Origin of the sequence: Mesorhizobium sp. M2E.F.Ca.ET.219.01.1.1 (assembly GCF_004016445.2) — a bacterium.
Classification (GTDB): domain Bacteria; phylum Pseudomonadota; class Alphaproteobacteria; order Rhizobiales; family Rhizobiaceae; genus Mesorhizobium.
Genome location: NZ_SADT02000003.1, coordinates 38785 through 63994, shown reverse-complemented (window position 1 = coordinate 63994; position 25210 = coordinate 38785). Strand labels below are relative to the sequence as shown.

Genomic DNA, 25210 nt, shown 5'->3' with positions numbered 1-25210 from the left:
TGCGGCGCCGCTTCAATTGGTCGCTCGCGGCTTCCGGTGGAGGCGCCCCGTGTCGGTTTCGGTGGGACATCCGGACACAGTCATGGATCCGATCGAGCCGACATCGGCGCGCTTTTCAAGCCGAACAGGAGAATCGATGGTCTTCTGACGCAGGCCTCAAGGTCCAGTCGCCAGTCCTTGGCGGCCGTGAACAGGGCTTCAAGCAGGGCGGCCAATTCCAGCCTCGCGACTTGTTGCCCCAAGCAAATATGCAGGCCCGTGCCGAATGTGAGAGTAGATGGCACTCGCGACCTCAAATCCAAGCTGTCGCCGGCGAGAAAGACTGCTTCATCCCGGTTGGCGCTGGCCAATACAGGTACGACAGCTTGCCCGGCCTCGATGAATTGGCCAGCAAATTGCAGTCCCTCGGCGGCTATGCGTGCTCCTGCGTAGTGCACGGGAGCGCAGTACCGCAGCAGTTCCTCGGCAGCGGCTTGCCAAGATACGGTCTGGCTCTCCAACAGCTCCAGCTGCTCCGGGAATGCGGACAGTGCGAGGAGGGCATTTCCAAACGTGTCCACTACTGTTGCCTGACCGGCGAAAAGCAGGAACACCACATTGGCCACGACATCATCCCTCTCCCATTTGCCCAACTCTGCCTCTGAAAGCATGCGAGCAACCAGGCCGCCGGAGCTGATCCTGCCGGTCTGAAGGATGTGATTTACCCATTCCGACAACTCGCGGCAGGCCTCATTCGCATCCTCGCTGACCTGGGCCGTTCTGATGTCCAGCGCATCGGCCATGCATTGCGCGAGGTCAGCCACGCGTGAGGGGTCCTCGATGTCGATCCCAAGTATATTGGCGAGCACGCCTACCGAAAACGGTATGGCGAGCTCTCGGATTGCGTCGAACCGCCGGCCGGTTGCGGCAGCGCGGACCAGCGCCAATGCATCTCGCCGGAGATCCGCGATCATGCCATGGCTGGCAGAACCGGTCATCTGGCCCGACAGCGGCCGGCGCAGTTGCAGGTGACGGGGTGGATCCGACAGCAGCATCGATCGGGTTAGAAGGCCGAGCGCGTCGCTCGACGTGATCTTCTGCCGTACCTCCTGGTATGCGCCTGGTGGGGCCTGCAGGAGCAGAGGATGTTTCAGGGCTTCGGAAACGAGCTTGTGACTGAACACATACAAAGCCCCGTTCAGCTCTGGGTATGGCGGCCTCCCCCAGGCGCTTCCGCCCGCCTTGCGTCGGCCGGCGAACGCCGGAAATGGATCGCTGCCGAGTGCCAACGGATCGAACAGGTCTCGATGCTCAGTCATTTACAGAGATCAACTGCAAAAATGACGCGATACCCGCCGGAGCTAAGGTCTTCGGGAAGAAAGGCCGGCGCAAGATGAAGAAACTCGCATTTCAAAAGCCGGTGATAGAAGTTGAGCAAGGGATCCTGGGTCAAATCGCCGACAGACGGCATGATTCCGGTGCGGTGCCATTCGTCAATCGTTCTTCGGAAGCCGGCATTTATCGCTACCTTGTCCGGAGAATCTTGTTGAGCTCCGCCATAAGAAGGACAGCGACCGTCGCCGACTATCCAGCGCGTCCCTGCCTCGCGGCCATAATCAACAAGACGTGCCAATAGCCGTCGCGAGAGGGGTGTTCCCCGAAACTCCGGGCGTACGCCCAGATTGTAGACATAGAGAGATTTTGGAGGAGCGGAGCGCGCGAGGGAAGAATAAGCGGTAAAGGTTGCCGGGAAGGTCGCCTTGTCGCGCGGGTCCTCAATGGTCTCCACAAAGCAGACGGCCCCGGCGATGACCGTGTCTCGAACGGCTGCGATCATGGTGTGACCAAGCGACAGACGCCGGCGGATCGTCGTCTCGTCTGCGCCCAAAGAGCCCCATGAGGCCACTTCCATCGCCGCCATACGCGGAATGTCGCTCTCTTCAATCCTATGAAACGTGATTTTTGTCATTTTCGAAAAGTAGGTTGCCTGAGCGCAATCTTATAAGAGGAAGACCTTGATTTTGTCACCCATCCAGGCAGTTTGAGGGGGGTGGGTGAAATCATGATTTTTTATATTTGTCAGCGATCGCATTCGTATACGCAGGCCTGTCTGCTTCTTTATTACCGGACAGACCTTCAGCGCATTTTTCGTCTGGTCGGATATGACGAAATCGATCTGCTCCTCAGGGTCGAGCGGGGAACCATCATCTGGTCGGACATGGACCGGCTAAATTCGACCGAAGTCGCCAAAGCGGGCCGAATTCGGGACCAGATTGAGCGGGATTGCCCCGAGGTCGCTCAACTCAACCATCCTCGCGACAGCCTCCGGCGATACGATCTGTTGCGCATGCTGTTCGATCAGGGCATCAATGATTTCCGAGTGTTCAGACCCCATTCGTTACCGGACGCGTTGCGGTATCCGGTGTTTTTGCGCGACGAGGTCGGCGCTGCTTACAAGGCCCCGCGCCTCCTGCGATCTGTGACGGAGGTGGAATCAGCCCTTGTCGAGCTACGGAAGCTGAATTGGGCTAGCCCCATGCTCGTCGAGTTTGGGTCCAAGCCCGAGGCAGATGGATACTACCGAAAATATTCAGCCTATCGGGTCGGCGTCAACAGCTACGCCCAGCACTGTTTCGCGAGCACCGACTGGTTCATAAAGGACCCAGGACGTGGTTTGTCGGGCCGGCATTTGGACGAGCATCGTCTGTTCGTCCGTACGCACCCGCATGCGGTCGAACTTCAGAAGGTCTTTGAGATGGCCCGAATTTCTTACGGCCGCATCGACTACGCCTTCGTGGAAGGCCGCATCCAAGTGTTCGAGATCAACACCAACCCGACGATACTGAGCTACCCGCCCACGCCCTTCGATACCTATGATTCCTCGCCTTACGCCAACATGCATGCTGACGCCCTGCTCGCGCTCCCGGCTGCCCGCGACGCGGCTTCTGTCCCTCAGATCGACAAGAGCCATTTGGAGATGTTGGCGGAGCTGGCACAGAGGTACCGAAAGAGGCGCCGAAAGTTGACCGCGCGCAAAGGGTTAAAGTTCCTGAAAAACGCCCTGTCGATCGGGAAGGCATAACCCGACCTTGCGGTAAGGCATGCTCCGCAAACTTTCGTGATTTTGCGGCAGTTTGGCTTGGACATTATTTCGCCGGGCACGTAACAAACCAGGGCCGAGATGCGAACTTCGGGGGGTAAACTCTTGTGACCGGCAAGGACGAGGCAGAGCTCTCCGGGCTGCTCAGGGCCGCGATCGCGGGAGATGAAAGGGCTTATGCCGACTTTCTGCACCGCATCGCCGCCCTCGTTCGCGGCTTTGTCCGGCGCAAGATCGTTCAGGGCGGAGTCGATCCCGAGGATGTCGTGCAGGAAACCTTGCTGGCCATTCATGTGAAACGCCACACCTGGCGGCCGGACGCGCCGGTGCTGCCCTGGGTCTACGCGATCGCCCGCTTCAAGCTTATCGACGCGTTCCGCCGGCGAGGGCGCCGCATCGAGGTCGAGATCGACGAGATCGCCGAAACCTTCGCCGAGCCGGAGACGGAGACGGTCAGCGAGCGCGACATAAACCGGGCGCTCGAGGGACTGCCGCCGACGCAGCGTTCGGTGGTCTCGTCAATCTCGGTCGAAGGCCATTCGATCGGCGAGACCGCCGCCAAGCTCGGCGTCAGCGAGACGGCGGTGCGCGTGTCGCTGCATCGCGGCCTCGCCGCAATCGCCAAAAGATTCGGACGACAGTGACATGAGGACAGAGGATCTGATCAAAGCGCTCGACGCGGATGCCGGCAAGAAGGCCATGCCGATGGGCAAGGCCTGGTGGCTGGCGGCCGGCGTTGCCGTGGCGATCGCGGCAGCCGTGTTCTTTACGACTATCGGGCCGCGTCCCGACATCATGCCGGCCATGCACACGATGCGCTTCATGTCGAAATTCGTGTTCACGCTGGTGCTTGCGGCCAGCGCCTTCGCGCTGATCCGCGTGCTGTCGATGCCGGGTGCCTCGACAAGGCGGGCGATGGCCTCGATGGTTGCCGCGCCGCTTCTGGTCGTGCTGGCGGTGGTTCTGGAGCTTTTCGCCATACCCCAGGCCGAGTGGGGCAAGCGGCTCGTCGGCTCGAACATGATGATCTGCATGACTTTCATCCCGCTGATCGGCGTTGGTCCGCTAGCGGTCTTTCTCGGCATGCTGCGCTACGGCGCGCCGACGCGGCCGGTGCTCGCGGGCGCCGCCGCCGGGCTGCTCGCGGGCGGGCTCGCGGCAACCTTCTACGCCGCGCATTGCTTCGACGATTCGCCGCTTTTCGTCGCCACCTGGTATACGATCGCCATCGCCTTCCTGACGCTGCTCGGGGCCATCGGCGGGCGGCTTTTCGTGCGCTGGTAGTCCGCCGGGGCGGTTTCGAAACAGTCCTTTAATCATGCCGGAAATTGTTTGCCGGTTAGCGGAGCGACCGCTTTCATCTGCGCAACGATTCCTTAAAACCGATCCGCCAGGGTTGTGGCAACGTGCAGTTGCGGATTGGGGGTGGATCGCATCGTGGCGTGGTTGAACTGGAAAGGGCTTCGTGCCGACAGGCATGCTGCGCAGGGTTTGCTGGCAATCGGCATCGTTGCCACCGCCGCGTCGGTCCTGTCGCCACGCTTTGAATTTGGTGCGGACGCGCTAAAGCTCTGCCTGCAGATTTCAATCGCCATCACCGCCGCGACGCTGTTCTTGTCGGCGCTGTTCATCAACCGTATCGTCGATGACCGCCGGCAGATCGCCGAGAGCGAGCAGCGCTTCCGTCGCGCCATGGAGGATTCGGCGATCGGGGTCGCCATCGTCGGCCTCGACGGGCGCATCCAGCAGGCCAACCCGGCCTTTGCCGCGATGCTGGGCTACAGCCGCGCGGAGATCGAGGCACTGACCTTCCCGCAGATCACGCATCCGGACGACCTGTCGGTCGGCCGCGAGACGATGCTGAACGTGAAGGAAGGCAGGATCAGCTCCTACCATTTCGAAAAGCGCTACCTCAGGAAGGACGGGACCCCGGTCTGGGCACAGCTCGCCGGGTCGGTCATCCTCGACGAGGACACCGGCAAACCGCTTTATCTGGTGTCGCAGATCGAGGACATCGACGCGCGCAAGCAAGCGGAGGCGCGCATTGCCGAGGCCGAGACCCGTTGGAATTTCGCGCTCACCAGCACAGGACAGGGCGTCTGGAGCCTCGATATGCGCAAAGGTGGCACAACCTATTCCGAAACCTGGGTGAAGATGCTGGGCTATGCCGATGGCGAGCTCGACGGCGACCCTGATCGCTGGCTGACCATGATCCATCCCGACGATCGCGGCCGTGTCGCCGAGGCGGATCGCGCGCACCTTGCCGGCGAGACGCCGTTTTTCGAAGCCGAGTTCCGGATGCGGCACAAGAACGGCCACTGGGTCTGGATCCTCGACCGCGGCAAGACGATCGAGCGCGACGCCGAGGGCCGGGTGATCCGGGCCATCGGCAGCCTGACCGATATCACGCAGCGCAAGGAGGCCGAGGCGCGGCTGATGGTTTCGGCCGCGATGCTGGCCGACGAGAAAGAGCGCCTAAGGGTGACGTTGCAGTCGATCGGCGACGCGGTGATCTGCACCGATGCCGCCAACCGAATCACCTTCATGAACCCGGTCGCGGAAAAGCTCACCGGCGTTGACGTCGGCGAAGCCCTTGGAAAGGTGCTCGGCCATGTCTATTGGGCCGTCGACGAGGAAAGCGGGCAGAGAATCGGCTTGACGCGCCCTTCGGCGAGCGCGCGGCCCCTTTGCGACCAGAACACGCGCGCGGTCCTCGTGCGGCGCGACGATACGCGCTGCAGCATCCGCCAGGTGGTGTCGCCGATCATGAACGACCGCGAGGAGTTCTGCGGCCTGGTCATCGTCTTCCAGGACTTCACCGACGCGCGCGCCCTGCAGCGTCAGCTGGCCCACGCAGCCGCCCATGACGCGCTGACCGGGCTCGCCAACCGCTCGAGCTTCATCCGTACCATGGAGGAGCTGGTCGATCAGTGCCGCCTCAATGGCGACGAGCACCAGTTCATGTTCGTCGACCTCGACCACTTCAAGGCCGTCAATGACACCGGCGGCCATGCCGCGGGCGATGCGCTGCTCAGGCGCGTGGCCGACACCTTGCGCAATGTGCTTGGCCCGGAAGACATCGTCGCGCGGCTCGGCGGCGACGAGTTCGCCGTCATCCTCAAGTCGGGTGCGGTGGGCGGGCCGGTTGCGGCGCGCTCGATCATCGATGCAATCCGCAACCTCAATTTCAGCTGGGACGGTCGCCCGCATTCGATCGGCGCCAGCATCGGACTTGCGCCGATCCGCGCTGGTTGCGGCGAGGTGGACGAGATCATCGCGCGTGCCGACGCCGCCTGCTACGCCGCCAAGGCTGCCGGCCGCGGTTGCGTTTCCGCCGCGCCGGACGAAACTTCAAGAGATGTGCCGCCGCTGCCGCTCGCCGCGGCGTCCTGAGCAGCGGCAAAAGGGTTCAGCCGCGGAAGATCAGCGCGTCGGCACCGGATGGTCGCCGCGATAGTCGTAGAAACCGCGACCGGTCTTGCGGCCGAGCCAGCCCGCCTCGACATATTTCACCAGCAGCGGGCAGGGGCGGTATTTCGAGTCCGACAGGCCCTCATGCAGCACCTGCATGATCGAAAGACACGTGTCGAGGCCGATGAAGTCGGCGAGCTGCAGCGGCCCCATCGGATGATTGGCGCCTAACCGCATGGCGGTGTCGATGGCGTCGACCGTGCCGACACCCTCATAGAGCGTGTAGATCGCCTCGTTGATCATCGGCAAAAGGATGCGGTTGACGATGAAGGCCGGGAAATCCTCCGAGACGGTGATCGTCTTGTCGAGGTGCTTCACATAGGTCTTGGCCGCCTCGAAGGTCTGGTCCTCAGTGGCGATGCCGCGCACCAGCTCGACCAGCTTCATCACCGGCACCGGGTTCATGAAATGTATGCCGATGAAGCGCTCGGGGCGGTCCGTCTGGGCGGCGAGCCGGGTGATCGAGATGGACGAGGTGTTGGTCGCCAGGATCGCTTCCGGATTGAGCTGCGGGCAGAGCTGCGCGTAGATCTTGCGCTTGACCGTCTCGTCCTCGGTGGCGGCTTCGATCACCAGGTCGGCGCCGGCGAGGTCGGCCATGGCCGGGGCGGCGGAGATGCGCGCCATCGCTTCGTTGCGCGCCTTTTCCTCGAGCTTGCCGGAACCGACCTGGCGGGCCATGTTGCCGCTGATGGTGGCAATGCCCTTCTCGATCCGGTCGGCCGATATATCGTGGATCAGGACCTTGTAGCCACCCAGCGCCGAGACATGGGCAATACCGCCACCCATCTGACCCGCGCCGACAATGCCGATCGTCTCGATCTTGCTCATGACCCCGATCCCGTCCGGAACGCCTGCACTTCCGTGAAGTACAAAGACGCTCCTGCTTGTTTGTTTCCCGCAATCCGGATGCGAACCGCCGGATTGACTCCGGACCTTGATGGCCCGCTTTTTGTGCAGTGCAAACTAAAAGGGCGGGGCGACTTCGTCTACCCCACCCTTTGGATTTTAATATGCCGGAACGGACGGCGTCAAAGCGCCTTTTGCAGCTCCGGAAGGATGACGAAGAGATCGCCGACCAGGCCGTAGTCGGCAACCTGGAAGATCGGCGCCTCCTCGTCCTTGTTGATGGCGACGATGACCTTGGAATCCTTCATGCCGGCGAGGTGCTGGATGGCGCCGGAAATGCCGACGGCGATGTAGAGGTCGGGTGCGACCACCTTGCCGGTCTGGCCGACCTGCCAGTCGTTCGGCGCGTAGCCGGCGTCGACGGCGGCGCGTGAGGCACCGACCGCGGCGCCGAGCTTGTCGGCGACCGGCAGGATGACTTCCTGGAACTTTTCCGAGGAGCCGAGCGCGCGACCACCGGAGATGATGATCTTGGCCGAGGTCAGCTCCGGACGATCATTCTCGGAAAGCTTGTTCTCCACGAAAGACGACAGGCCGGGGTTGGCGGCGGCGCCGACCGTCTCAACCGACGCGGAACCACCTTCCGGCGCTGCCGCGAAGGAAGCGGTGCGCACGGTGATGACCTTCTTGGCGTCGGTCGACTGGACAGTCTGGATGGCGTTGCCGGCATAGATCGGGCGCTTGAACGTGTCAGGCGAGACCACCTCGATGATCTCCGACACCTGGGCGACGTCGAGGAGGGCTGCGACGCGGGGCGCGATGTTCTTGCCGGCGGAGGTCGCCGGCGCAATGATCGTGTCGTAACCGCCCGCGAGCGACACCACGAGAGCCGCCGTCGGCTCGGCGAGGCGTTCCGAAAGCTCATCGGCTTCGGCGAGCAGCACCTTGCGCACGCCCTTCAGCTTGGCGGCGGCGTCGGCAGCGCCCTTGGCACCCTTGCCGGCCACCAGCACGTCGACTTCCGCGCCGATCTGGAGAGCCGCCGACAGCGCCTTCGCGGTCTGGTCGGAAAGGCTTGCGTTGTCATGTTCGGCGATGAGGAGAATTGCCATTTTCTTTGTCCTTTCCCGATCGCTTCAGAGCACGCCGGCTTCGTTCTTCAGCTTCTCGACCAGCTCGGCCACCGACTTCACCTTGACGCCCGCCTTGCGGCCGCCGGGCTCCTCGGTCTTGATCACCTTGAGGCGCGGCTTGACGTCGGCGCCGAAGTCGGCCGGGCTCTTCTCGTCGAGCGGCTTCTTCTTGGCCTTCATGATGTTGGGCAGCGAGGCGTAGCGCGGCTGGTTGAGGCGAAGGTCGGCGGTGACGATCGCCGGCATCTTCAGCTCGACCGTCTGCAAGCCGCCGTCGACTTCGCGCGTCACCTTGGCCTTGTCGCCGGCAAGCTCGACCTTGGAGGCGAAGGTGCCCTGCGACCAGCCGAGGAGCGCGGCCAGCATCTGGCCGGTCTGGTTGGAATCGTCGTCGATCGCCTGCTTGCCGAGGATGACGAGGCCGGGCTTCTCCGCCTCGACCACGCCCTTCAGCACCTTGGCGACGCCCAGCGGCTCGGTCTGCTCGTCGGTCTTGACCAGGATGGCCCGGTCGGCGCCCATGGCGAGCGCGGTGCGCAGCGTCTCCTGCGCCTGCTGCGGGCCGACCGAGACGACGATGATTTCTTCCGCCTTGCCGGCTTCCTTGATGCGGATCGCTTCCTCGACCGCGATCTCGTCGAACGGGTTCATCGCCATCTTGACGTTGGCAAGCTCGACGCCCAGTCCGTCGGCTTTCACCCGGACCTTGACGTTGGCGTCCACAACCCGCTTCACGGGCACAAGGATCTTCATTTTCCTGTCACCTCTCCTGAAATAGTCGGGGCGCTATAGCAGCGTACGCCCTGTCAGAGTTGTCGAAAGCCGACATTCCGGGCGGAATATCCGCCCAACGGTGCCGTTTCCGTAGTGGCGGCAAATCCGCGCGTCAATATCCCACGACGCACCCAAATCGGTTCAGTCGCGAGGCGTCGCTGCTCCACGGCCCCATTGCTGCGCCGGGGCGCCGTCGCTCGGGGTGGGCTCAACGGGGACAGGCGGCTGCTGGATGTTCGGCGTCGGGTCCGGCTCGCCGTCGGCGCCGGCCAGCAGCGGCACGCCGCGGCTGCGCAGCACCAGCACCAGCACGAATCCGGCGATGATGCCGCCGATGTGGCAGGCCCAGGAAATCTGGTCCTCGCCGCCGGCGGCAAACATCACGATCTGGAACAGGATCCAGAGGATCAGCGGGATGAAGGCCGGAATGCGCAAGGGGATGCGGGCAAAGGCCAGAACCCAGACTTTCACGCGAGGGTAGAGAATCAAATAGGCGGTGACGACGCCGGCAATGGCGCCGGAGGCACCGATCAGCGGCACCTGCGAATCCCAGGCCACCAGCCCCTGGAAGAAAGCGCCGGCGACGGCGCAGGCGAGGTAGAAGATCAGGTAGCGTATGTGGCCGAGCGCATCCTCGACATTGTCGCCGAATACCCACAGGAACAGCATGTTGCCGCCGAGATGGAAAATGTCGGCGTGCAGGAAGGAATAGGTGAGGTAGCTGAGGCTTTCGGGGATGACGACGAATTCTGGCGACAGCTCGACCTTGTCGTGCACCACCGAAGGGATGAAGCCGAGACCGAGAACCGCGGCATTGGTGAAGTTCTCACCGCCAAGCGTAGTCGCCAGATAGACCAGCGCATTCGCCACGATCAGGCCGATCGTCACATATTGCAGGCGGATGTGGCGCAGCCTGTTGGTGTCATAAAGCGGGATGAACATCGGACCCTCCCGCCCCCGAATTCAGCGGTTCATTCAGCGGTTCTTGCCGGGAACCCATAGCACGTCGGCCTTTCCATTGTCATTGACGGCACGCGCGGCGACGAACAGGAAATCCGAGACGCGGTTGATGTATTTGAGCGCCTCGCGGTTGACATGCTCGGTCGGATCCTGCGCCAGCGCCACCATCAGGCGCTCGGCCCGGCGCGCCACGGTGCGGGCCAGATGGAGCGCGGCGGCTGCCGGCGTGCCGCCGTTCAGCACGAAGGATTTCAGCGGCTGCAGTTCCTTGTTGAGGAGGTCGATGTCCTGTTCGACGCGGCCGGTCTGGGCGGCGACGACACGCAGCGGCTCGTAGTCCAGCGGCTTGCCGTCGTCGGGTACGGCGAGGTCGGCTCCGAGATCGAAAAGGTCGTTCTGGATGCGCGACAGCATGGCGTCGATCAAGGGATGTTCGCCGGCGGTATGGATGCGGGCCATGCCGATGCAGGCATTGGCCTCGTCGATGGTGCCATAGGCATCGACGCGCAAGTCGGATTTCAGCCGCCGCTCGCCGGTGCCTAGCCCGGTGGTGCCGTCATCGCCGGTGCGGGTGTAGATCTTATTGAGCTTGACCATAACGTCCCCCAAAAGACCCTAATTGCGCGTGAAATAGACCACCAGCAACAGCAGCGCCAAGGCTACGGCCTGCAGCATCACACGGGCTTGCATCAGCTTGTTCGAGGTGACGCCGGAGCCGCCGCGCATCATGTTGATCAGGCCGCGGACCAGCACGATCAGCACGGCCGCCATCGCGATGACGGCGAGAATCTTCAAGACGATGACCATCTGGCTGGCTCCGGTTCAGTTTCGGTCAGGCGCGCCTGGCGAGCATGCGGTACAGCATTGACGCCGGCAGGATGCGTTTGAGTACCGCGCCGATCCTGGCCGGCACCGTTACCACATAGTGTGGGCGCGGGCGCTGTGACAGAAGCGCGTGGCGGAGCGCCTTGTGCACGATCTCCGGCCCGGGCTTCAGCTTCGACACGCTGCCGCCGGCCTGAAGCCGGGCGAGCTGCGCCTGATAATCGGCGCGGTGGACGGAATTCTCGACGTCGATGTTCTTCAAAAACCAGGGCAGGCCATTGCTGGCGATCTTCGAGGTCACCGGTCCCGGTTCGATGAGCGAGAGATGGATGCCGCTGCCTTCGAGTTCCTGGCGCATGCACAGCATAAGGCCTTCTATGGCGTGCTTGGATGCCGAATAGGCGCCGCGAAAGCGGACAGGCGCCAGTCCGAGGATCGAGGAGCAATGGACGAGACGGCCGTGCCCCTGGCGGCGCATGATCGGCATGACGCGCCGGGTAAGATCGTGCCAGCCGAAGAAATTGGCCTCGAACTGCTCGCGCAGCGCTGCGACTGGCAGGTCCTCGACGGCGCCGGGCTGGGCGTAGGCGCCATTGTTGAACAGCGCGTCAAGCGTGCCACCGGTGCGCTCCAGCACCGCCTCGACCAGCGCGGCGATGGATTCGGGCTCGCGATAATCGAGGTAAAAGGCCTCCAGGCCGTCGGCCTCGAGCGCGGCGATATCGTCCGGCTTGCGCGCCGTCGCGAAGACCCGCCAGCCCTCAGCCTTCAAGGCCCGCGCGCAATAGGCGCCGATGCCGGAGGACGCCCCGGTGACGATGACGGTGCGCAACTCTTTCGCGACGGTGGACGTTGTCTGACCTGGGGTTGCCATTTGCCGCAATCACTTCCCATATTCGCGGCGTCGACACAATCGAGCGGAGCGCGGGTCCTTGCTCAGGAATATCGTCGCCGTCAAGCGCGTGCTCTACGATGCGATCGGCCATTTCACCAATGACGACGGCTGGGCGATGGCCAGCCATCTCGCCATCACCTCGCTGATGGCGCTGTTTCCGTTCCTGATCTTCGCCACGACACTGGCCAGCTTCCTCGGCGCGCAGGCGTTCTCGGATACGGCGGTGCATCTCGTTTTCGACACCTGGCCGGAGCAGATCGCCAAGCCGATCGCGCGCGAGGTGCAGAACGTTCTCACCGTCAGGCGAACCGACCTTTTGACCTACGGCGTCGTGCTTGCCGCCTATTTCGCGTCGAACGGCATCGAGGCGCTGCGCACCTCGCTCAACCGGGCCTATCGTGTCACGGAAACGCGCGGCATCATCCACCGCAGGGTGCAGAGCATCATTTTCGTGCTGATCGCCACGGCCTGTTTCCTGGCCGTCAGCGTGCTTCTGGTGTTCGCCCCCCTGCTGGCCAGGCTGGCGGAGGCGCATCTCGAATGGATCAAGCCTTATATGGGCACCATCACGCTGTGGCGTTACGTCGTCGCCTCCACCGTCATCGTCATCGGGCTGTTCTCGGTGCATATCTGGCTGCCGGCCGGCAAGCGCCGCTTCGTCTCGATCATACCGGGCATCGTCTTCACGCTGATCGCCTGGCTCGCCGGCTCGACGATCTTCGCCAGCTATCTCGACCATTTCTCATCCTACGTGACGACCTATGCGGGGCTCGCCTCGATCATGATCGCGGTGGTTTTCCTCTACATCATCTCGGCGATCTTCATCCTCGGCGGCGAGCTCAACGCAGCGATCAGCCGTTACCTGGAGGCGCGTGCGCGCGTCGGCTGAGATGGCGCCGGGAACTGAGGAACTGAGGAAAAGGCGGCAATAACTAGCGCTGTGTTTTCTTCAGTTCCTCAGTTCCTCAGTTCCTCTTTCCGTCCCTGCCCCGCCGTCGCCAGGGCGACGCCAAGGGTCGCGATCGCCATGCCGGCGATCTGCAGCAGGTTGAGCTGCTCGTCGAAAAGCATCCAGGCGATGATCGCGGTTACGGCCGGCACCAGGTAGAAGAGCGAGGCGACCTTCGACATCTCGCCGTCCCTGATCATCACCATCAACAGGAAGATGGCGCCGACCGACAGCACCAGGACCAGCCAGGCCATGGCAAAGATCAACTCGCCATTGACGGTGATGGCGCGCGTCTCGAAGGCAAGCGAGCCCAGGATCATCACGATGGAGCCGCCTACATACTGCCACATCGTCGCCGACACCAGATCGCCGCCGGAGGCGTGGCGCTTCTGCCAGATGGTGCCGGCGCTCATGCCGAGCACCGAGACGAGCGATGCAGTCAATGTCGCCGCGGTCACGCCGCCGCCGACCGCTCCGAGCTTCGGCCACAGCACAATGACGACGCCCACAAGCCCGACAGCGAGCCCGGCCCAATGGCGGGGCAGGATCGCCTCGCCGAGGAACCTGCCCGCAAGCACGGCCGTGATCAATGGCTGCAGGCCGACGATCAATGCCGAAAACCCCGCCGGCATGCCCCGGTGGATCGCCCAGAAGACGGCGCCGAGATAGACGCCATGCATGAGGACGCCGGCCCCCGTCGCGTGCAACGCCTCGTCGCGCGTGGCCTTGGCCGAGCCAAGCAGCACGGCGAGGCCGGCAAACAGGATCGCCGCTATCACGAAGCGGATGGCAAGGAAGGTGAAGGGCTCGGCCCAGGGCATGGCGTAGCGTGCGCCGATGAAGCCCGTCGCCCACAAAACGACGAAAGAGGCGGGAATGAACCGCTTGATGCTCTGCATGGATGGGAGGCTGCCGGGGTGAACGATTGATGACGGCAATTGCTCTAATGCCGTTCAATCCGGCAAGCAAAACGAAACGGTTGATCCATAAGCTAAGTCGAATTCAACAAACCGTGCCAGGAGGGGCATGGCGCGTCGTCGCGCCATGGGTGGGCATGTTTTTGCATCTCGACACGACCTGGCTGTTGTTCGCCTTCTTGATCATCGCCGGCTTCGGCTTCTTCTTCGGTACGGCGCTCGACGCGGTCATGAAGGAGAGCGGATTCGGCCCGACCGGCAACACGCTGCTGTTCATCTTCGGTTTTTTTGCCGCGATGGTGATCGCCCACAAGCATGGCATCAGCCTGAACGATCTCAGGCTGGCGGTTGCCTGTGGGCTCGGCGGCGCCTTTGCCTTCATCAGCGTGCTGGCGCTGATCAAGGCCGGGATGGCGCGACTTTAATCAAACTCGACAAGCCGCCTGACGTCCTGCGGCGACATGCCTGCCTCGCGAAGCGCGGCAAGACCGGTGTCCTTGAAGCTTTTGGACAGTTTACGGCCGTCAGGGCCGAGAATCAGGCGGTGGTGGAAATAGCGCGGCTGCGGCAGGCCGAGCAGTTCCTGCAGCAGGCGCTGCACGCCGGTCGCCGCATAGAGATCCTGGCCGCGCACGACATGACTGATGTTCTGCAGCGCGTCGTCAACGACGACGGCGAGATGGTAGCTGGTCGGGGTGTCGCGGCGGGCGACGATGACGTCGCCCCAGGCCTGCGGTTGCGCTTCGACGGTTCGGGTCGCCGACATCGTCTCATCGGCGAATTCGATCCATGACAGGTCGGCCCTGACGCGCATTCTCGCCGCCTCGACGTCGAGCCGCCAGGCGAAGGGCATGTTCTCGGCGATCCGCCGCTTGCGCTCGCTGGCCGGCAAAGCCTTGTCGAGCGGTGGGTAGAGCGGCACGCCGTCGGGATCGCGCGGCCAGTCGCGGCCGCCGGCCTCGGCGATGAAGGCGCGGATCTCGCCCCGGCTCATGAAAGCCGGATAGACCAGTTCCTCGGCGATCAGCCGGTCGAGCACCGCCCGGTATTCGGCAAAATGCTCGGACTGGCGGCGCACCGGTTCTTCCCAGCGCAATCCCAGCCAGTCGAGGTCGCGGAAGATGCCGGCCTCGAATTGCGGCGTGCAGCGGGTGATGTCGATGTCCTCGATGCGCAGCAGCAGCCGCCCGCCTACTTGCGCTGCCATCTGTTGGTTCAGCAGGGCGGAATATGCATGGCCGAGATGCAGTTCACCATTCGGGCTCGGCGCGAAGCGGAATGTCAGGAGCGTCATCTTCGAGACGGCATTCGGGTTGAAAGGTGCTTTCGCGGGTTGATAGTTAGCCATCCATTGCCACTTCACAGGCGCCCTGGGAACAAGAACGTGCAACGCATCGCCTCGCTCGACGACATTGCGGCAGGGCTCGACGCCCTCTGCCGGATCGATCCGCGGCTGGAGACGGTGCGCGGCAAGGCGGGCGAGGTGCCGCTCCGGCTGTCGGAACCGGGGTTTCGAAGCCTGGCTTCGATCATCGTTTCACAGCAGGTTTCCCGTGCCAGCGCCGATGCGATCTTCGGGCGGCTGGTCAAGCTGGTCGATCCGCTGACGCCACAGGCAATCCTGGCCGCGGGCGAAGACGTGTTTCGCGAGGCCGGGTTGTCGCGGCCGAAGCAGCGCGGGCTGCTCGCCGTCGCCGAAGCGGTGTCCGGCGGGCTCGACCTCGATCACCTGTGCACGCTGGACGCCGGCGAGGCGATCGCGGCGATGACGGCCGTGCCCGGCATCGGCCCTTGGACGGCCGAATGCTACCTTTTGTTTGCCGCCGGCCATCCGGATGTGTTCCCAGCGCGCGACGTCGCGCTGCAGACGGCGGTCGGCAATGCGCTCGGCATAGACCCGCGTCCGCCGGAGAAAATGCTTATCCGGCTGGCCGAATCATGGAGCCCCTGGCGGGGTGTCGCGTCGCGGCTTTTTTGGGCCTATTATCGTGAACTGAAGGGCAGGGACGCGGCGCCTCCCGTCGAAATGGCCAAAAAAGCATGAAAATCATGCGTTTTTGAGAGTTTCGGCGAGAGACAATCCGCTTCACATCCCTGTCATGTCGGGCTTACAGTATCCGCGCCGTTCGGTTTGGAATGTAGGAGGCGAAGGACGTGACGGTTGCCGTATCTCCGGATGGGCTTCCCGCGCTGGTGCTGAATGCGGACTACCGTCCGCTCAGCTATTACCCCCTGTCGCTCTGGTCGTGGCAGGACGCCATCAAGGCTGTGTTCCTCGACCGGGTCAACATCGTCGCCGAATACGAGCACGCGGTCTCCTCGCCGACCTTCTCGATGAAGCTGCCGAGCGTGGTCAGCCTCAAGGCCTATGTGAAGCCGTCGCGGCATCCCGCCTTCACCCGCTTCAACGTGTTCCTTCGAGACCGTTTCCAGTGCCAGTATTGCGGCACGCCGGAGGATCTGACGTTCGACCACGTCATCCCGCGCCATCGCGGCGGGGCGACGACCTGGGAGAATGTCGTCGCCGCCTGCTCGCCCTGCAATCTTCGCAAGGGCGGCATGATGCCGGCGCAGGCCAAGATGTGGCCGCTGCAAAAGCCCTATCAGCCGACGGTGCACGACCTGCACAACAACGGCCGCCTGTTCCCGCCCAACCATCTGCACGAAAGCTGGATGGATTATCTGTACTGGGATGTCGAACTGGAACCTTAGAGTTCGGCAGAAATCCGCGAGCCCGGCCGTCTGCCGCAGCTTTCTGCGCTTCCGGTGCTCACGTACTTAAGTACGCTCCGCTCCGGTTCTCGAAAGCCGCGCCAGCCAATCCGGGCTGGCGAATTTCTGGGCGAACTCTCCGCCGTGCCGTTCGATAGAAAATTGGCTCAGTCGCGGGATAACGCGCTGCGGAAGGCGACGGCGGCAAGCACGAGGCTGGCGATGGCGTTCCAGCCGGCGAGCGACAGGCCGAGGATGCGGAGCGCCGCCTTGTCGCAGGACGGCGGCACGAATTTGTCGAGCGCGTCGAGCACGCCCTTGCCGCCAGTGTCGACCGGGCCGGCGCCGGCGGTGCAGTCGGTCGGGCCGGCCCACCAATGCCATTCGACGCCGGAATGGTAGACGCCGAGGTAGAGGCCGTAGAGCATCAGCAAGCCGCCGATCGCCAGCAGCCCGCGCGCCACCCAGGCCGGCGTATGAAGCATCGAGGCGATCACCGCCAGCAGCATCAGCGGCGCGCCGATATAATAGGGCGTGCGCTGCTCCAGGCAGAGATGGCATGGGATGTAGCCGCCGATATATTGGAAGGCCAGCGCCGAGCCGACGGTCGCCGCCATGGCGACGGCGAGAAACAGCGAAGCGCGCGTGCGCTGGCGTCCGGTATCGGCATCCATGGTCGCTGTCATCGATCGGGTCCGTTCGTTGCGTCGCTATCCGTGGGCGTATCTGACGAGGATATAGAGCAAAATCAGGGCAGCGGCGCCCGCGCCGACAATCAATCCCAAGCGCTTTTCGATGAACTCCCGGATTTCTTCGCCATAGCGGCGCAGCAGCCAGGCCAGTAGCAGGAAACGCGCGCCTCGCGCCACGATGGCGGAGACGATGAAGACAAGAATGTTGACGTGAAGCGCGCCAGCCAGAATGGTGACCACCTTGATCGGCGGCAGGTGCGCGGCGCCGGACGTGACCAGCAGCACCAGCATCAGCCCGGTGCCCGAGGACTGCCACTTCTCGAACGTCTCAAGGCCGCCGAAATGCTCCAGGATCGGCCGCGCTATCGTGTCGTAGGCATAGTAGCCGATCAGCCAGCCGGCGATGCCGCCCAGCACGGATGCCGCTGTGGCGGTCAGCGCGTAGCGATAGCTGCGTTCGGGCCGCGCCAACGCCATGGGCAGGAACAGCACGTCGGCCGGGATGAAGAACACCGAGCTTTCGACGAAGGCGATGAAGGCCAGCCACCATTCGGCGGATTTGCGCGCCGCCAGCGACAGCGTCCAGTCGTAAAGTCCGCGAAGCATCGGCTCTCCTAATGCGGTCGACGCAATTCCGGACGGAAAACCGCAGCGCGCTTTTCCTGGAATTGCTCTGATCAATGTCACCCGGGACACTTGGCGGTTTTGGGCAACGGCAGGCAGGAAGACAAGGACCCAAAGCGCCGCATCCAGCTTCCCGATGCGAGGCGCTCAACGCTTCGCCTGTCTAGAAAGATTTTTCGCGAGGCACAATGTCCTGCATCGCCACGAGGCCGAAGGGTGGGCGATACCGGCGGTCTAGTGGGCAAATCCGCAACAGCCCAGTTGACGAACACCCATCCGCCCGTATAGTCCGCGCCCATCCAGGCCGCCCGGCCTGAGCCCCTATGGCGGAATTGGTAGACGCGCTCGACTCAAAATCGAGTTCCGCAAGGAGTGCTGGTTCGATCCCGGCTAGGGGCACCACCACCGTCGTTCACGCCGGATTGCTCCGCCGCGATTCCCAAGACGGTAGTAGGCCGGAGCTACTGCGAATTCGGTATCCGTTGCCTCTGGGTCGGCCCTGCAAAGCGGGATAGAATGGTTAACGATGGCGTCTCCGAACCGCGGAAATGCGTCGAAGCAATGTAATTCTGAGCCCTTCTTGTCCGACGGTTGGGACGCAACCATGGCAAAGAGAAAATCGCGTGCCAAGCCCGACGGCGATCTCGTAAAGCTGCTGGCGACTAGGCCGCGAGCGATTGCCCTAGCGGCGCTGCATGTGAGCGAATCAGTGCTGCTTGAACTTGAAGCATCCGAACTCCTATCAGCCGCGGAGATCAGAGGCTTGCTCAAGGACGCGTCGACGACGTTGCGCAATGCCGCCGGTGAGGTGGACAACCGCAGTTGTCTCGCTGCCAGCAAAATAGTCGATTCGATGCGAGAAAATTTCAAGAGGAACAAAAGCTGATCGGTCTCACATCAAAACGAATTCAGATCTGATGCTGGTATTCGGCGGGCGCGCGCCGTTCAAAGAAAAAGAAGTGTTGTACTGATCGCGTCAAATTTGATGTACCTTCAATTCAAGGAGGAAGGTAGCCGGGGGAGGAAGATATTGGGCGGGGCAATAGATGACGTACTCTTCACACCCTTTTTTGCGCGCAAACGAGAATGGTCCGGTACGCGCCGGACTTGACGACGGTGATACGGCACTGATCGAGACGCTTGGGTTCACGCCCAAGCGCTATGCGGCGGGGACGGTCATCGTCAGGCAAGGCGAGCACAAAGATCGGATGTTCGTGATCGAGTCGGGCTGGGGCTGCATTGCTCATGAACTCGAGGGCGGGCAACGACAGATCCTGGATTTCACCCTGAAGGGCGATATCGTCCTGCCTCAGGTCAATGGCGGCGGCGCGCTTGAGACGTTCACGGCCCTGACCGACCTTTCGGCGCTGGTTGCGTCGACCAAGACATTTGCCCTTGCTGCCATGAAATCGCCTCCGCTCTTTTCCGTCGTCCTTGAGGCGCTCGTGCAAAACGGAGCGGTGATCGCTCAGCATCTCACCGATGTTGGACGACGGAGCGCGCTGGGACGGTCGGCGCATCTGTTCCTCGAGCTAACCGCGCGTCTGGAACGGGTCGGCGCGGTCACCCGCAACAGTTTCGAATGTCCTCTCACCCAGTACGATCTCGCGGACGCGCTCGGCCTCACGCCGATCCATGTCAATCGCATGCTGCGGGAATTGCGCGAGCGCAAGTTTCTGGAATTCCGGCATGGCCATGTTCGCATTCTCGACCGCGCGGGGCTGATAAAATTTGCCGGGTTCGCGGGCGAATATGTCGAAAGTTGAAGCGCCTGAAGGGCGCTCCAAGGTCTGGGACTTCGCAGGAGGAAGCGCCTTACCGCATATTCCCCGTATGCCCCTGCGAGTAGCGCCCCGGCTGAGGCCAGACCGTCAGGCCATGCGGCTCGACGCCGACGCGGATTTTGGTCACCGCGCCGCTCGTCGTGTCGATCATATAGGCCTCGCTGTCGAAGCGGCCGGAGAGCCATAGCTGCTTGCCGTCGGCGCTGACATTGCCCATGTCGGGGCTGCCGCCGCCGGGGATCGGCCATTGCGCGACCACGGCGCGGGTGGCGAAGTCTATCACCGTCACACTGCCCGGACCCTTGGCCTTGCCCTGCTCCATCTTGTGCGAGCCGCGGTTCGAGACATAGAGGCGCTTGCCGTCACGGCTGACGACGAAACCATGCGTGCCGATGCCGGTCGGGATGAAGCCGATCTCCCTGAAACTGTCGCCGTCGATCAGGAACACGCCGTCATTCATCATGTCGGCGACGTAGAAGACCTTGCCGTCGGGCGACAGGCGGATGTCCTGCGGCATGCCCATCTTGGAGAGATCGAGGTGGCCCAGCACTTTCTGGTTCTTCAGGTCGATCTTGGCCAGTCCGCCATCGCCATATTCGCAGGTGAAGATCGCATAGGAGCCGTCGACCGAAAAATCGGCATGGTTGATGCCGGGGCAGGTCGGCGTCGGTAGGCTCGATTTCAGCGCCATGGTGTGCGGGTCGCGGAAATCGAGCTGCTGCATTGCTTCGTCGACGACGATGGCGGCGCTGCCGTCCGGCATGAAATAGAGATTGTAGGGGTCGTCGACCGGGACCTGCTGGCCGGGCTTGGCCGTCATCGGGTCGATTGGCGTCAGGCTGCCATTTTTGCCGGTACCGTTGTTGGCGACCCAGAGCGTCTTCAAATCCCAGGACGGCACGACGTGCTGCGGCTTGCTGCCGACATTGAAGCGGTCGACTTCCTTGAGCGTGACGCTGTCGATGACCGAGACGCTGTTGGAGGAGCGGTTGGGCACATAGACGCGCGGCAGCGACCCGGTCGTCACGGGGCTCAGATGACCGGCGGCGGTGTGTTTGTAGATGTTGACGGCGGGCGGCGGGGGCTCGCTGCAGTCTTCGGGGCAGGAGCCGGCCAAGGCGCGCATGGGCATCAGCGCAAGCAGCAGCAGAGCCGCACGGAAACTGGTGTGACGCAAAAGACTTCTGATCATCTGGATGGTTTCGTAAAGGCCCGCCCGATATTCCCCGCCCGGACCCATAGCTTGTGTCCCGCCGTTGATCTAGCGCCTTTTCAACAGGCTCCGCATGCGATTGCGCAGCAGGCGCGCCATGTTGCGGGTCTCGCGGTAGAGGTGCAGCTGCGAGGCCGCCTGGCGGGCCAGCCGGTCGGCGTCCGGCGTCAGCCCGACCACCAGCGTGCCCATCGGCTTGCGCTCGCTCCACAGGCGGCTCATCACGGGATGGTCCGGAACCGCGCAGGAATCGGTCACGACGATGTTGGGATCGTCGAGATGCTGCTTGGTCACCTCGATCATCAGCAGCGTGCCCGGCGAATAGGCCGAGAGCGCCTCGTCATAGGCCGTCTTCCAGGTGTAGGCGACGCCGGCCTCGACGAAAACCACCAGGCAGGCGATGTTGCGGCCGTCGAGCGTCAGCATGTGGATGCGGCACATGTCCTGCTCGGCCAGCCGATGCACGGCCTCGCGGGCGAAGGCGGCGCGGTAGCGGTCGATCGCCATGGCGGTGCGTTCGCGGCCTTTCCAGCCGGCCGCTTCCAGCGTCAGGAAGCTTTCGATGGCGTGGCGGATCTCGTCCGGTCCGCGCGCCACGATGTGCTCCAGCTTGCCGTGGTCGGCGAGGCGCCGCTTCAGCCGGCGGAATTCGCGATAGTGATGCGAACGCAGCGACGCCTTGAGGTAATCCTCGCCGTCGGCCTCGCTCTCCAGAACCGGACGCTCGACCTTGCCGGTGGTCACCAGGGTCAGGCCGCGGCTGTCGGCGAAGGAGGTGAGCAGGCTCGCCACCGGACCGTCGAGGCGCATGTCGGGCAGCACAAAGACCCTAGGCAGCTTGAGATGCGGCCGCGACAGCATCGAGAAGAAATCCTCGATGACGCCGATGGGATCGTCGCGGTCGACCAGCGGCGTGCCGAGCGGGCCGAACGGGCTCGACCATGTGCGCATCACCGGAACGCCGAGCGGGATCGCCGGCCGCTCGACCGAGAAGGGCACCAGAAGGCGCAGCCGGTTGCGGTATTCGTCGCCGTCGCGGATGACGGCCAGCCGTACCTCGCGGTCTTCCAGCCGGGGCATCGCCGGCGCCAGGAAGCGCGGGTTGAAGAAGACATTGGGCTCGACGGTGCGGGCGCTGAGGTAGTCGAGCTCCTCGACGAGGTCGAAGCCGGCCGAGGCCGGGTAGATGGCGAGCTTGCGTTCCGGCCTGTTGCTGGCGAAGAGCTCGATATGGGCCGGGTCGACCTCGCGCGCCAGGCCGGCAAGGTTGGAGACCATCGCGCCGGCGGGGCCGCCGCTGGTCTCTTCGAGCAACGGGACGGCGGCCATCAAGCAATTTCCTTCTTTGAAGGCATGAAGATCGCCATCACGATGCCGAGCTTGCGCCAGACGGTGAAGGAGAGCGCGCTGGCCTCGAAGACCATGGCGAGGCTCGTTGCCATCGCCGCGCCCCAGAGACCGAACAGCGGTATCAGGATCACGTTGAGGCCGATGTTGAGGGCAAGCGTCATGGCGTAGACGGCGGCGCAGATGTTCTGGTTGCCGCTCATGGTGAGCAGGCTTTCGCAGGGGCCGACGGCGGCGCGCGCCACGACGCCCAGCACCAGCAGGAAGAGCAACGGATAGCCGGCGGTGAATTCGGGACCGAACAGCACCAGCATCGGCTCGCCCAGCGCCAGCACCAGCAGCGCCATCAAAAGCGAAGGCCAGAAGGTCCAGGAGACGGTTTCGCGGGCGAAGGCGGCGAGCCTGTCCGGCTCACCATGGGTGAATTGCGCATAGCGCTGGGCAACGCCGGCCTTGACCGCGAAATAGACGAAATGCACCAGCGCCAGGGTCTTCACCGTCGCGAAATAGACGGCGACATCGTTGGGCGGAAGGTAGGCGCCCACCATCAGCACGTCGGCATTGGTGAGCAGGAAGAAGAAGCTCTCGACCAGGAAGATCGGCAGCGAGACGAGGATCCACTGGCCGAAATGCACCGTCATCGGCCCGGCCGAGACTTTCTTGTCCATGCGCGAGGTGACGGCCATCAGCTGGCCGAGCGTGGTGACATAAGTGGCGGCGATCGAGGCGAAGATCGCGGTCTTGGCGTCGGGCACATAGTGCATGCCAAGCATCAGCGCCATGAACGCCAGGATCAGCACCGGGCGCACCAGATAGGTCGGCGACAACGCGAGCAGCGCCCAGGAATTGGCGCGCGCCAGCCCTTGCAGGAGATCGCCGAGCGCGATCATCGGCAGGCAGATGACGCCGAGGATGAAAGGGATGACGTAGTAGTTCTCGATCCAGTCTGAGGCCAGCCACACGCCAAGGGCGCCAAGGCCGGCGATCAGCGTCGAGGCGACGAGCACGAACAGGCGGCTGGCGAGCACGATGCCGCGCAGCTCGGCAAGCATGCCGCGCTCGCGATATTCCGGAATGAAACGGATGACGGAGGTGTGGAAGCCGAGGCAGGCGAGATTGCCGACGATGACCATCGTCACCCAGACCAGCACCGAGATGCCGTACTCGAACGAGCCCATCCAGCGCGCCATCAGCACCTGGCTGACAAAGGCGATGAAGGCGCTGATGATGCGGATGGAAAAGGCAATCAGCGACATGCGCCCGGCTTCGCCGCGCGCATCGGCGGTGAAGAGGATGGCATCGATGCGGCCAAGCAGCGGTGTGATGCGCAGCGCCCAGCGCTGCGGCAAGAACCGCCCGGCAGTCGTTGCCGCGGAAAAGCGCACCCACAACTCTCCGTTTTCCGCCTTTTTCCAGCGCTCGGGTCTATCCGAAACACCTTAAGAAAGGGTGGGTGGGGTGCTTCCTTCTCCCCGTCACTAAACGGGGAGAAGGTGCCGGCAGGCGGATGAGGGGCAGCGCCGGCCTTGGAAATTTGGGGTGAATCGCGTCTCGAAGAGCCTCTTTGCGGGAGGGGGCTCCTAAACTGAAGTGGCCATCCTCTGTCAGATTACGAGGGGCGGCAAGTCGCAATCGCCGGCGCCGCCCCTCATCCGGCCCTTCGGGCCACCTTCTCCCCGTGAAACGGGGAGAAGGAAAAGGCGTCACATCGCCTTCATCGCGTCGCACGAGACGTTCGGGTTCATGTCGGCGAAGGCGCCGGTCGGGTTCTGCTTCCAGGCCCAGACATGCAGCTCGTAGAACGGGCCGAGGCCGTAGCGGTTGGGCGCGGTGTTGAAGTTGAAGAGATGGCCTTCGAGCGAGGCCGGGCCTTTCGACGTGATGTATTCGACCGCGATCAGCTTCAGCGTGCCGTCGGCCATCGGCTCGTACATGACGGCTTCCGGCCTGGCGACGTCGACGGCGTCGTCCTTCAGATAGGTGGCATTGACGTAGTGTATGCCCATGGCGCCGCCGGTGAGGCCGCTGGCGCAGGGGATCGGCGCGTAGCCTTCGGCCTTCGCCACCGCGATGTCCTCGAAGCGGCTGTCGAGCGCCCGCACCTTTTCGGCGAGCGGGTTGATGGTTTCCGCCGTGGCGGCGCCCGCCATCAGCAGGATGATCGACGCGGAGGCGCCGATGGCGCATCGAGTCAGGATGTGAATGCTCATTTGTCTCTCCAATTCAGTTGCGGCGCGCAAGCGACGGGAGTCGGCCGGTCAAAGCCAACTCCGCACGCCGGCGGCGCCTGTCGGTAAAAGGGATGGTCGCTGGTCCCGACGCTGCGGGATCAGCGGTGAAGCCACCAATATTCCCAGTATTCGCGCGGCATCTCCCGCTCATCGAGGCCGATATCGCGTTTCAGGTAATCGTCCCGAGGCGGCAGAAGGCGGCGTCGGTTTCGCAACGGCGAAAGCAGCGCCGACAAGGCCCGTCGCATGTAGCCGCGCCGTGGCGGGAGGTAATCCGCCGCGGCGGATAGACTCTCGCTGTCCGGCACGGCATCAGGTCCGCCGGCGGCGGGACTGATCTGCCCGACACGGTCCGCCCAATCAGCGATAAAAGTAGGGGTCGAGGACCCGCACCTCCGTGATCTTGTCGACGGGAAGCGAATTCTTCTGCGCGGTGCTGCGGATCGCCTCCGGCGAGGGCGCGTCGTAAATGCAGAAGCTCTTGCCCTTGTCGGGCGAGACGAAGGATTGCACCCAGGTCACGCCTTTTTCGGCATTACGGGCGATGACGCCGCCCATCGCGGTGGCGCCGGCATCGTTCATCGGCACGTTCAGCCCTTCCGGGAAGGTGCGTTCAACAAGGTAGCGAGGCACGATCGTTATTCCTTTCGTGATTGGATTGGGCTCGTTTCGAGCAAGGCCGATCCCACCATTTCGGCAAAGATCACGCATCGGAGCCATTCCCCATATTGGCCGGGACGATTCCCTATCTTTGG

28 protein-coding genes and 1 tRNA gene are annotated in these 25210 nt (G+C 63.4%); 11 read left to right on the top strand and 18 right to left on the bottom strand.

Features of this window, described 5'->3' with window-relative positions; all coding sequences use genetic code 11:
- Positions 1–80: 80 nt before the first annotated feature.
- A complete protein-coding gene (locus tag EN862_RS17545) occupies positions 81–1298 on the bottom strand; it encodes a cytochrome P450 (RefSeq protein WP_127865786.1) in 1218 nt (405 codons plus the stop codon).
- Positions 1295–1948: a GNAT family N-acetyltransferase gene (locus EN862_RS17540; protein ID WP_127865787.1), complete on the bottom strand. Its 654-nt coding sequence runs from the start codon at positions 1946–1948 to the stop codon at positions 1295–1297. Before EN862_RS17540 ends, EN862_RS17545 begins: the two co-directional genes overlap by 4 nt.
- Positions 1949–2041: 93 nt before the next feature.
- Between EN862_RS17540 and EN862_RS17535 the strand changes: the two genes are divergently transcribed.
- The 4 genes from EN862_RS17535 to EN862_RS17520 all read left to right on the top strand — a co-directional run bounded on the left by EN862_RS17535 (position 2042) and on the right by EN862_RS17520 (position 6472).
- The gene (locus tag EN862_RS17535; RefSeq protein ID WP_127865788.1) at positions 2042–3061 is read left to right on the top strand and encodes a hypothetical protein; all 1020 of its coding nucleotides are present in this window, start codon (positions 2042–2044) and stop codon (positions 3059–3061) included.
- 125 nt (positions 3062–3186) lie between these two features.
- A complete protein-coding gene (locus EN862_RS17530) occupies positions 3187–3723 on the top strand; it encodes a sigma-70 family RNA polymerase sigma factor (RefSeq protein ID WP_127865789.1) in 537 nt (178 codons plus the stop codon).
- Position 3724: 1 nt separating this feature from the next.
- Positions 3725–4363, top strand: coding sequence for an NrsF family protein (locus EN862_RS17525; protein WP_127865790.1), 639 nt, complete (start codon positions 3725–3727; stop codon positions 4361–4363).
- A gap of 153 nt (positions 4364–4516) precedes the next feature.
- Positions 4517–6472, top strand: a complete 1956-nt coding sequence (locus EN862_RS17520) for a PAS domain S-box protein (RefSeq protein ID WP_245519635.1) — start codon at positions 4517–4519, stop codon at positions 6470–6472.
- A gap of 30 nt (positions 6473–6502) precedes the next feature.
- Here the strand turns inward: EN862_RS17520 and EN862_RS17515 are convergent, their stop codons facing one another.
- The 7 genes from EN862_RS17515 to EN862_RS17485 form a co-directional block, all read right to left on the bottom strand.
- Complete coding sequence (locus tag EN862_RS17515; RefSeq protein ID WP_127865792.1) at positions 6503–7381, bottom strand: 3-hydroxybutyryl-CoA dehydrogenase; 879 nt, start codon at positions 7379–7381, stop codon at positions 6503–6505.
- A 200-nt stretch (positions 7382–7581) separates the two neighbouring features.
- Positions 7582–8511, bottom strand: a complete 930-nt coding sequence (locus tag EN862_RS17510; RefSeq protein WP_127865793.1) for an electron transfer flavoprotein subunit alpha/FixB family protein — start codon at positions 8509–8511, stop codon at positions 7582–7584.
- A gap of 24 nt (positions 8512–8535) precedes the next feature.
- Entirely contained in the window at positions 8536–9285 is a 750-nt protein-coding gene (locus EN862_RS17505; protein WP_127865794.1) for an electron transfer flavoprotein subunit beta/FixA family protein, read from the bottom strand.
- A 162-nt stretch (positions 9286–9447) separates the two neighbouring features.
- Complete coding sequence (locus EN862_RS17500) at positions 9448–10248, bottom strand: rhomboid family intramembrane serine protease (RefSeq protein ID WP_245519634.1); 801 nt, start codon at positions 10246–10248, stop codon at positions 9448–9450.
- A gap of 33 nt (positions 10249–10281) precedes the next feature.
- Positions 10282–10863, bottom strand: a complete 582-nt coding sequence (locus EN862_RS17495) for a cob(I)yrinic acid a,c-diamide adenosyltransferase (protein WP_127865795.1) — start codon at positions 10861–10863, stop codon at positions 10282–10284.
- Positions 10864–10881: 18 nt separating this feature from the next.
- Positions 10882–11073: a twin transmembrane helix small protein gene (locus EN862_RS17490; protein WP_127865796.1), complete on the bottom strand. Its 192-nt coding sequence runs from the start codon at positions 11071–11073 to the stop codon at positions 10882–10884.
- A gap of 25 nt (positions 11074–11098) precedes the next feature.
- Complete coding sequence (locus tag EN862_RS17485; protein ID WP_127865797.1) at positions 11099–11965, bottom strand: SDR family oxidoreductase; 867 nt, start codon at positions 11963–11965, stop codon at positions 11099–11101.
- A 58-nt stretch (positions 11966–12023) separates the two neighbouring features.
- Here EN862_RS17485 and EN862_RS17480 point away from each other — a divergent pair, with 58 nt between their 5' ends.
- Positions 12024–12875, top strand: a complete 852-nt coding sequence (locus EN862_RS17480) for a YihY/virulence factor BrkB family protein (RefSeq protein ID WP_095816917.1) — start codon at positions 12024–12026, stop codon at positions 12873–12875.
- Between the two features lie 68 nt (positions 12876–12943).
- Here the strand turns inward: EN862_RS17480 and EN862_RS17475 are convergent, their stop codons facing one another.
- Complete coding sequence (locus EN862_RS17475) at positions 12944–13834, bottom strand: DMT family transporter (protein WP_127865798.1); 891 nt, start codon at positions 13832–13834, stop codon at positions 12944–12946.
- A 47-nt stretch (positions 13835–13881) separates the two neighbouring features.
- Between EN862_RS17475 and EN862_RS17470 the strand changes: the two genes are divergently transcribed.
- Positions 13882–14277, top strand: coding sequence for a hypothetical protein (locus EN862_RS17470; RefSeq protein WP_245519633.1), 396 nt, complete (start codon positions 13882–13884; stop codon positions 14275–14277).
- Here the strand turns inward: EN862_RS17470 and gluQRS are convergent.
- Entirely contained in the window at positions 14274–15146 is an 873-nt protein-coding gene (gluQRS, locus tag EN862_RS17465; protein WP_127865854.1) for a tRNA glutamyl-Q(34) synthetase GluQRS, read from the bottom strand. The genes EN862_RS17470 and gluQRS overlap by 4 nt on opposite strands.
- 90 nt (positions 15147–15236) lie before the next feature.
- Here gluQRS and EN862_RS17460 point away from each other — a divergent pair, with 90 nt between their 5' ends.
- Positions 15237–15896: a DNA-3-methyladenine glycosylase gene (locus EN862_RS17460; protein ID WP_127865799.1), complete on the top strand. Its 660-nt coding sequence runs from the start codon at positions 15237–15239 to the stop codon at positions 15894–15896.
- 110 nt (positions 15897–16006) lie between these two features.
- Positions 16007–16564, top strand: coding sequence for an HNH endonuclease (locus tag EN862_RS17455; RefSeq protein ID WP_027167440.1), 558 nt, complete (start codon positions 16007–16009; stop codon positions 16562–16564).
- Between the two features lie 167 nt (positions 16565–16731).
- Here EN862_RS17455 and EN862_RS17450 read toward each other — a convergent pair whose 3' ends face one another.
- Both EN862_RS17450 and EN862_RS17445 read right to left on the bottom strand, forming a co-directional pair.
- A complete protein-coding gene (locus tag EN862_RS17450) occupies positions 16732–17250 on the bottom strand; it encodes a disulfide bond formation protein B (protein ID WP_127865800.1) in 519 nt (172 codons plus the stop codon).
- Positions 17251–17274: 24 nt separating this feature from the next.
- Positions 17275–17862: a YqaA family protein gene (locus tag EN862_RS17445; protein ID WP_127865801.1), complete on the bottom strand. Its 588-nt coding sequence runs from the start codon at positions 17860–17862 to the stop codon at positions 17275–17277.
- A 335-nt stretch (positions 17863–18197) separates the two neighbouring features.
- Between EN862_RS17445 and EN862_RS17440 the strand changes: the two genes are divergently transcribed.
- From EN862_RS17440 to EN862_RS17430, 3 genes are all read left to right on the top strand, one after another.
- A tRNA-Leu gene (locus tag EN862_RS17440) sits at positions 18198–18282 on the top strand.
- Positions 18283–18484: 202 nt separating this feature from the next.
- The gene (locus EN862_RS17435) at positions 18485–18766 is read left to right on the top strand and encodes a hypothetical protein (RefSeq protein WP_127865802.1); all 282 of its coding nucleotides are present in this window, start codon (positions 18485–18487) and stop codon (positions 18764–18766) included.
- Positions 18767–18926: 160 nt separating this feature from the next.
- The gene (locus EN862_RS17430; protein ID WP_127865803.1) at positions 18927–19646 is read left to right on the top strand and encodes a Crp/Fnr family transcriptional regulator; all 720 of its coding nucleotides are present in this window, start codon (positions 18927–18929) and stop codon (positions 19644–19646) included.
- A 49-nt stretch (positions 19647–19695) separates the two neighbouring features.
- On the opposite strand, the gene EN862_RS17425 is transcribed toward EN862_RS17430, so the two are convergent.
- The 5 genes from EN862_RS17425 to EN862_RS17405 form a co-directional block, all read right to left on the bottom strand.
- Complete coding sequence (locus EN862_RS17425; RefSeq protein ID WP_127865804.1) at positions 19696–20856, bottom strand: YncE family protein; 1161 nt, start codon at positions 20854–20856, stop codon at positions 19696–19698.
- Positions 20857–20925: 69 nt separating this feature from the next.
- The gene (locus tag EN862_RS17420; RefSeq protein ID WP_127865805.1) at positions 20926–22206 is read right to left on the bottom strand and encodes a GNAT family N-acetyltransferase; all 1281 of its coding nucleotides are present in this window, start codon (positions 22204–22206) and stop codon (positions 20926–20928) included.
- On the bottom strand, positions 22206–23609 hold the full coding sequence (locus EN862_RS17415) for a lipopolysaccharide biosynthesis protein (protein ID WP_127865806.1): 1404 nt from the start codon (positions 23607–23609) through the stop codon (positions 22206–22208). Before EN862_RS17415 ends, EN862_RS17420 begins: the two co-directional genes overlap by 1 nt.
- A gap of 318 nt (positions 23610–23927) precedes the next feature.
- Positions 23928–24374, bottom strand: a complete 447-nt coding sequence (locus EN862_RS17410; protein ID WP_245519646.1) for a hypothetical protein — start codon at positions 24372–24374, stop codon at positions 23928–23930.
- A 441-nt stretch (positions 24375–24815) separates the two neighbouring features.
- The gene (locus tag EN862_RS17405) at positions 24816–25088 is read right to left on the bottom strand and encodes a DUF4242 domain-containing protein (RefSeq protein ID WP_095817014.1); all 273 of its coding nucleotides are present in this window, start codon (positions 25086–25088) and stop codon (positions 24816–24818) included.
- Positions 25089–25210 lie beyond the last annotated feature (122 nt).

Bases quoted from the DNA above. Each gene is read 5' to 3' on its own strand.
- EN862_RS17545 (WP_127865786.1), bottom strand. From the start codon at position 1,298: ATGACTGAGCATCGAGACCTGTTCGATCCGTTGGCACTCGGCAGCGAT.
- EN862_RS17540 (WP_127865787.1), bottom strand. From the start codon at position 1,948: ATGACAAAAATCACGTTTCATAGGATTGAAGAGAGCGACATTCCGCGT.
- EN862_RS17535 (WP_127865788.1), top strand. From the start codon at position 2,042: ATGATTTTTTATATTTGTCAGCGATCGCATTCGTATACGCAGGCCTGT.
- EN862_RS17525 (WP_127865790.1), top strand. From the start codon at position 3,725: ATGAGGACAGAGGATCTGATCAAAGCGCTCGACGCGGATGCCGGCAAG.
- EN862_RS17515 (WP_127865792.1), bottom strand. From the start codon at position 7,381: ATGAGCAAGATCGAGACGATCGGCATTGTCGGCGCGGGTCAGATGGGT.
- EN862_RS17510 (WP_127865793.1), bottom strand. From the start codon at position 8,511: ATGGCAATTCTCCTCATCGCCGAACATGACAACGCAAGCCTTTCCGAC.
- EN862_RS17505 (WP_127865794.1), bottom strand. From the start codon at position 9,285: ATGAAGATCCTTGTGCCCGTGAAGCGGGTTGTGGACGCCAACGTCAAG.
- EN862_RS17500 (WP_245519634.1), bottom strand. From the start codon at position 10,248: ATGTTCATCCCGCTTTATGACACCAACAGGCTGCGCCACATCCGCCTG.
- EN862_RS17495 (WP_127865795.1), bottom strand. From the start codon at position 10,863: ATGGTCAAGCTCAATAAGATCTACACCCGCACCGGCGATGACGGCACC.
- EN862_RS17490 (WP_127865796.1), bottom strand. From the start codon at position 11,073: ATGGTCATCGTCTTGAAGATTCTCGCCGTCATCGCGATGGCGGCCGTG.
- EN862_RS17485 (WP_127865797.1), bottom strand. From the start codon at position 11,965: ATGGCAACCCCAGGTCAGACAACGTCCACCGTCGCGAAAGAGTTGCGC.
- EN862_RS17475 (WP_127865798.1), bottom strand. From the start codon at position 13,834: ATGCAGAGCATCAAGCGGTTCATTCCCGCCTCTTTCGTCGTTTTGTGG.
- EN862_RS17470 (WP_245519633.1), top strand. From the start codon at position 13,882: ATGCCGTTCAATCCGGCAAGCAAAACGAAACGGTTGATCCATAAGCTA.
- gluQRS (WP_127865854.1), bottom strand. From the start codon at position 15,146: ATGACGCTCCTGACATTCCGCTTCGCGCCGAGCCCGAATGGTGAACTG.
- EN862_RS17450 (WP_127865800.1), bottom strand. From the start codon at position 17,250: ATGACAGCGACCATGGATGCCGATACCGGACGCCAGCGCACGCGCGCT.
- EN862_RS17445 (WP_127865801.1), bottom strand. From the start codon at position 17,862: ATGCTTCGCGGACTTTACGACTGGACGCTGTCGCTGGCGGCGCGCAAA.
- EN862_RS17435 (WP_127865802.1), top strand. From the start codon at position 18,485: ATGGCAAAGAGAAAATCGCGTGCCAAGCCCGACGGCGATCTCGTAAAG.
- EN862_RS17430 (WP_127865803.1), top strand. From the start codon at position 18,927: ATGACGTACTCTTCACACCCTTTTTTGCGCGCAAACGAGAATGGTCCG.
- EN862_RS17425 (WP_127865804.1), bottom strand. From the start codon at position 20,856: ATGATCAGAAGTCTTTTGCGTCACACCAGTTTCCGTGCGGCTCTGCTG.
- EN862_RS17420 (WP_127865805.1), bottom strand. From the start codon at position 22,206: ATGGCCGCCGTCCCGTTGCTCGAAGAGACCAGCGGCGGCCCCGCCGGC.
- EN862_RS17410 (WP_245519646.1), bottom strand. From the start codon at position 24,374: ATGGCGGGCGCCGCCACGGCGGAAACCATCAACCCGCTCGCCGAAAAG.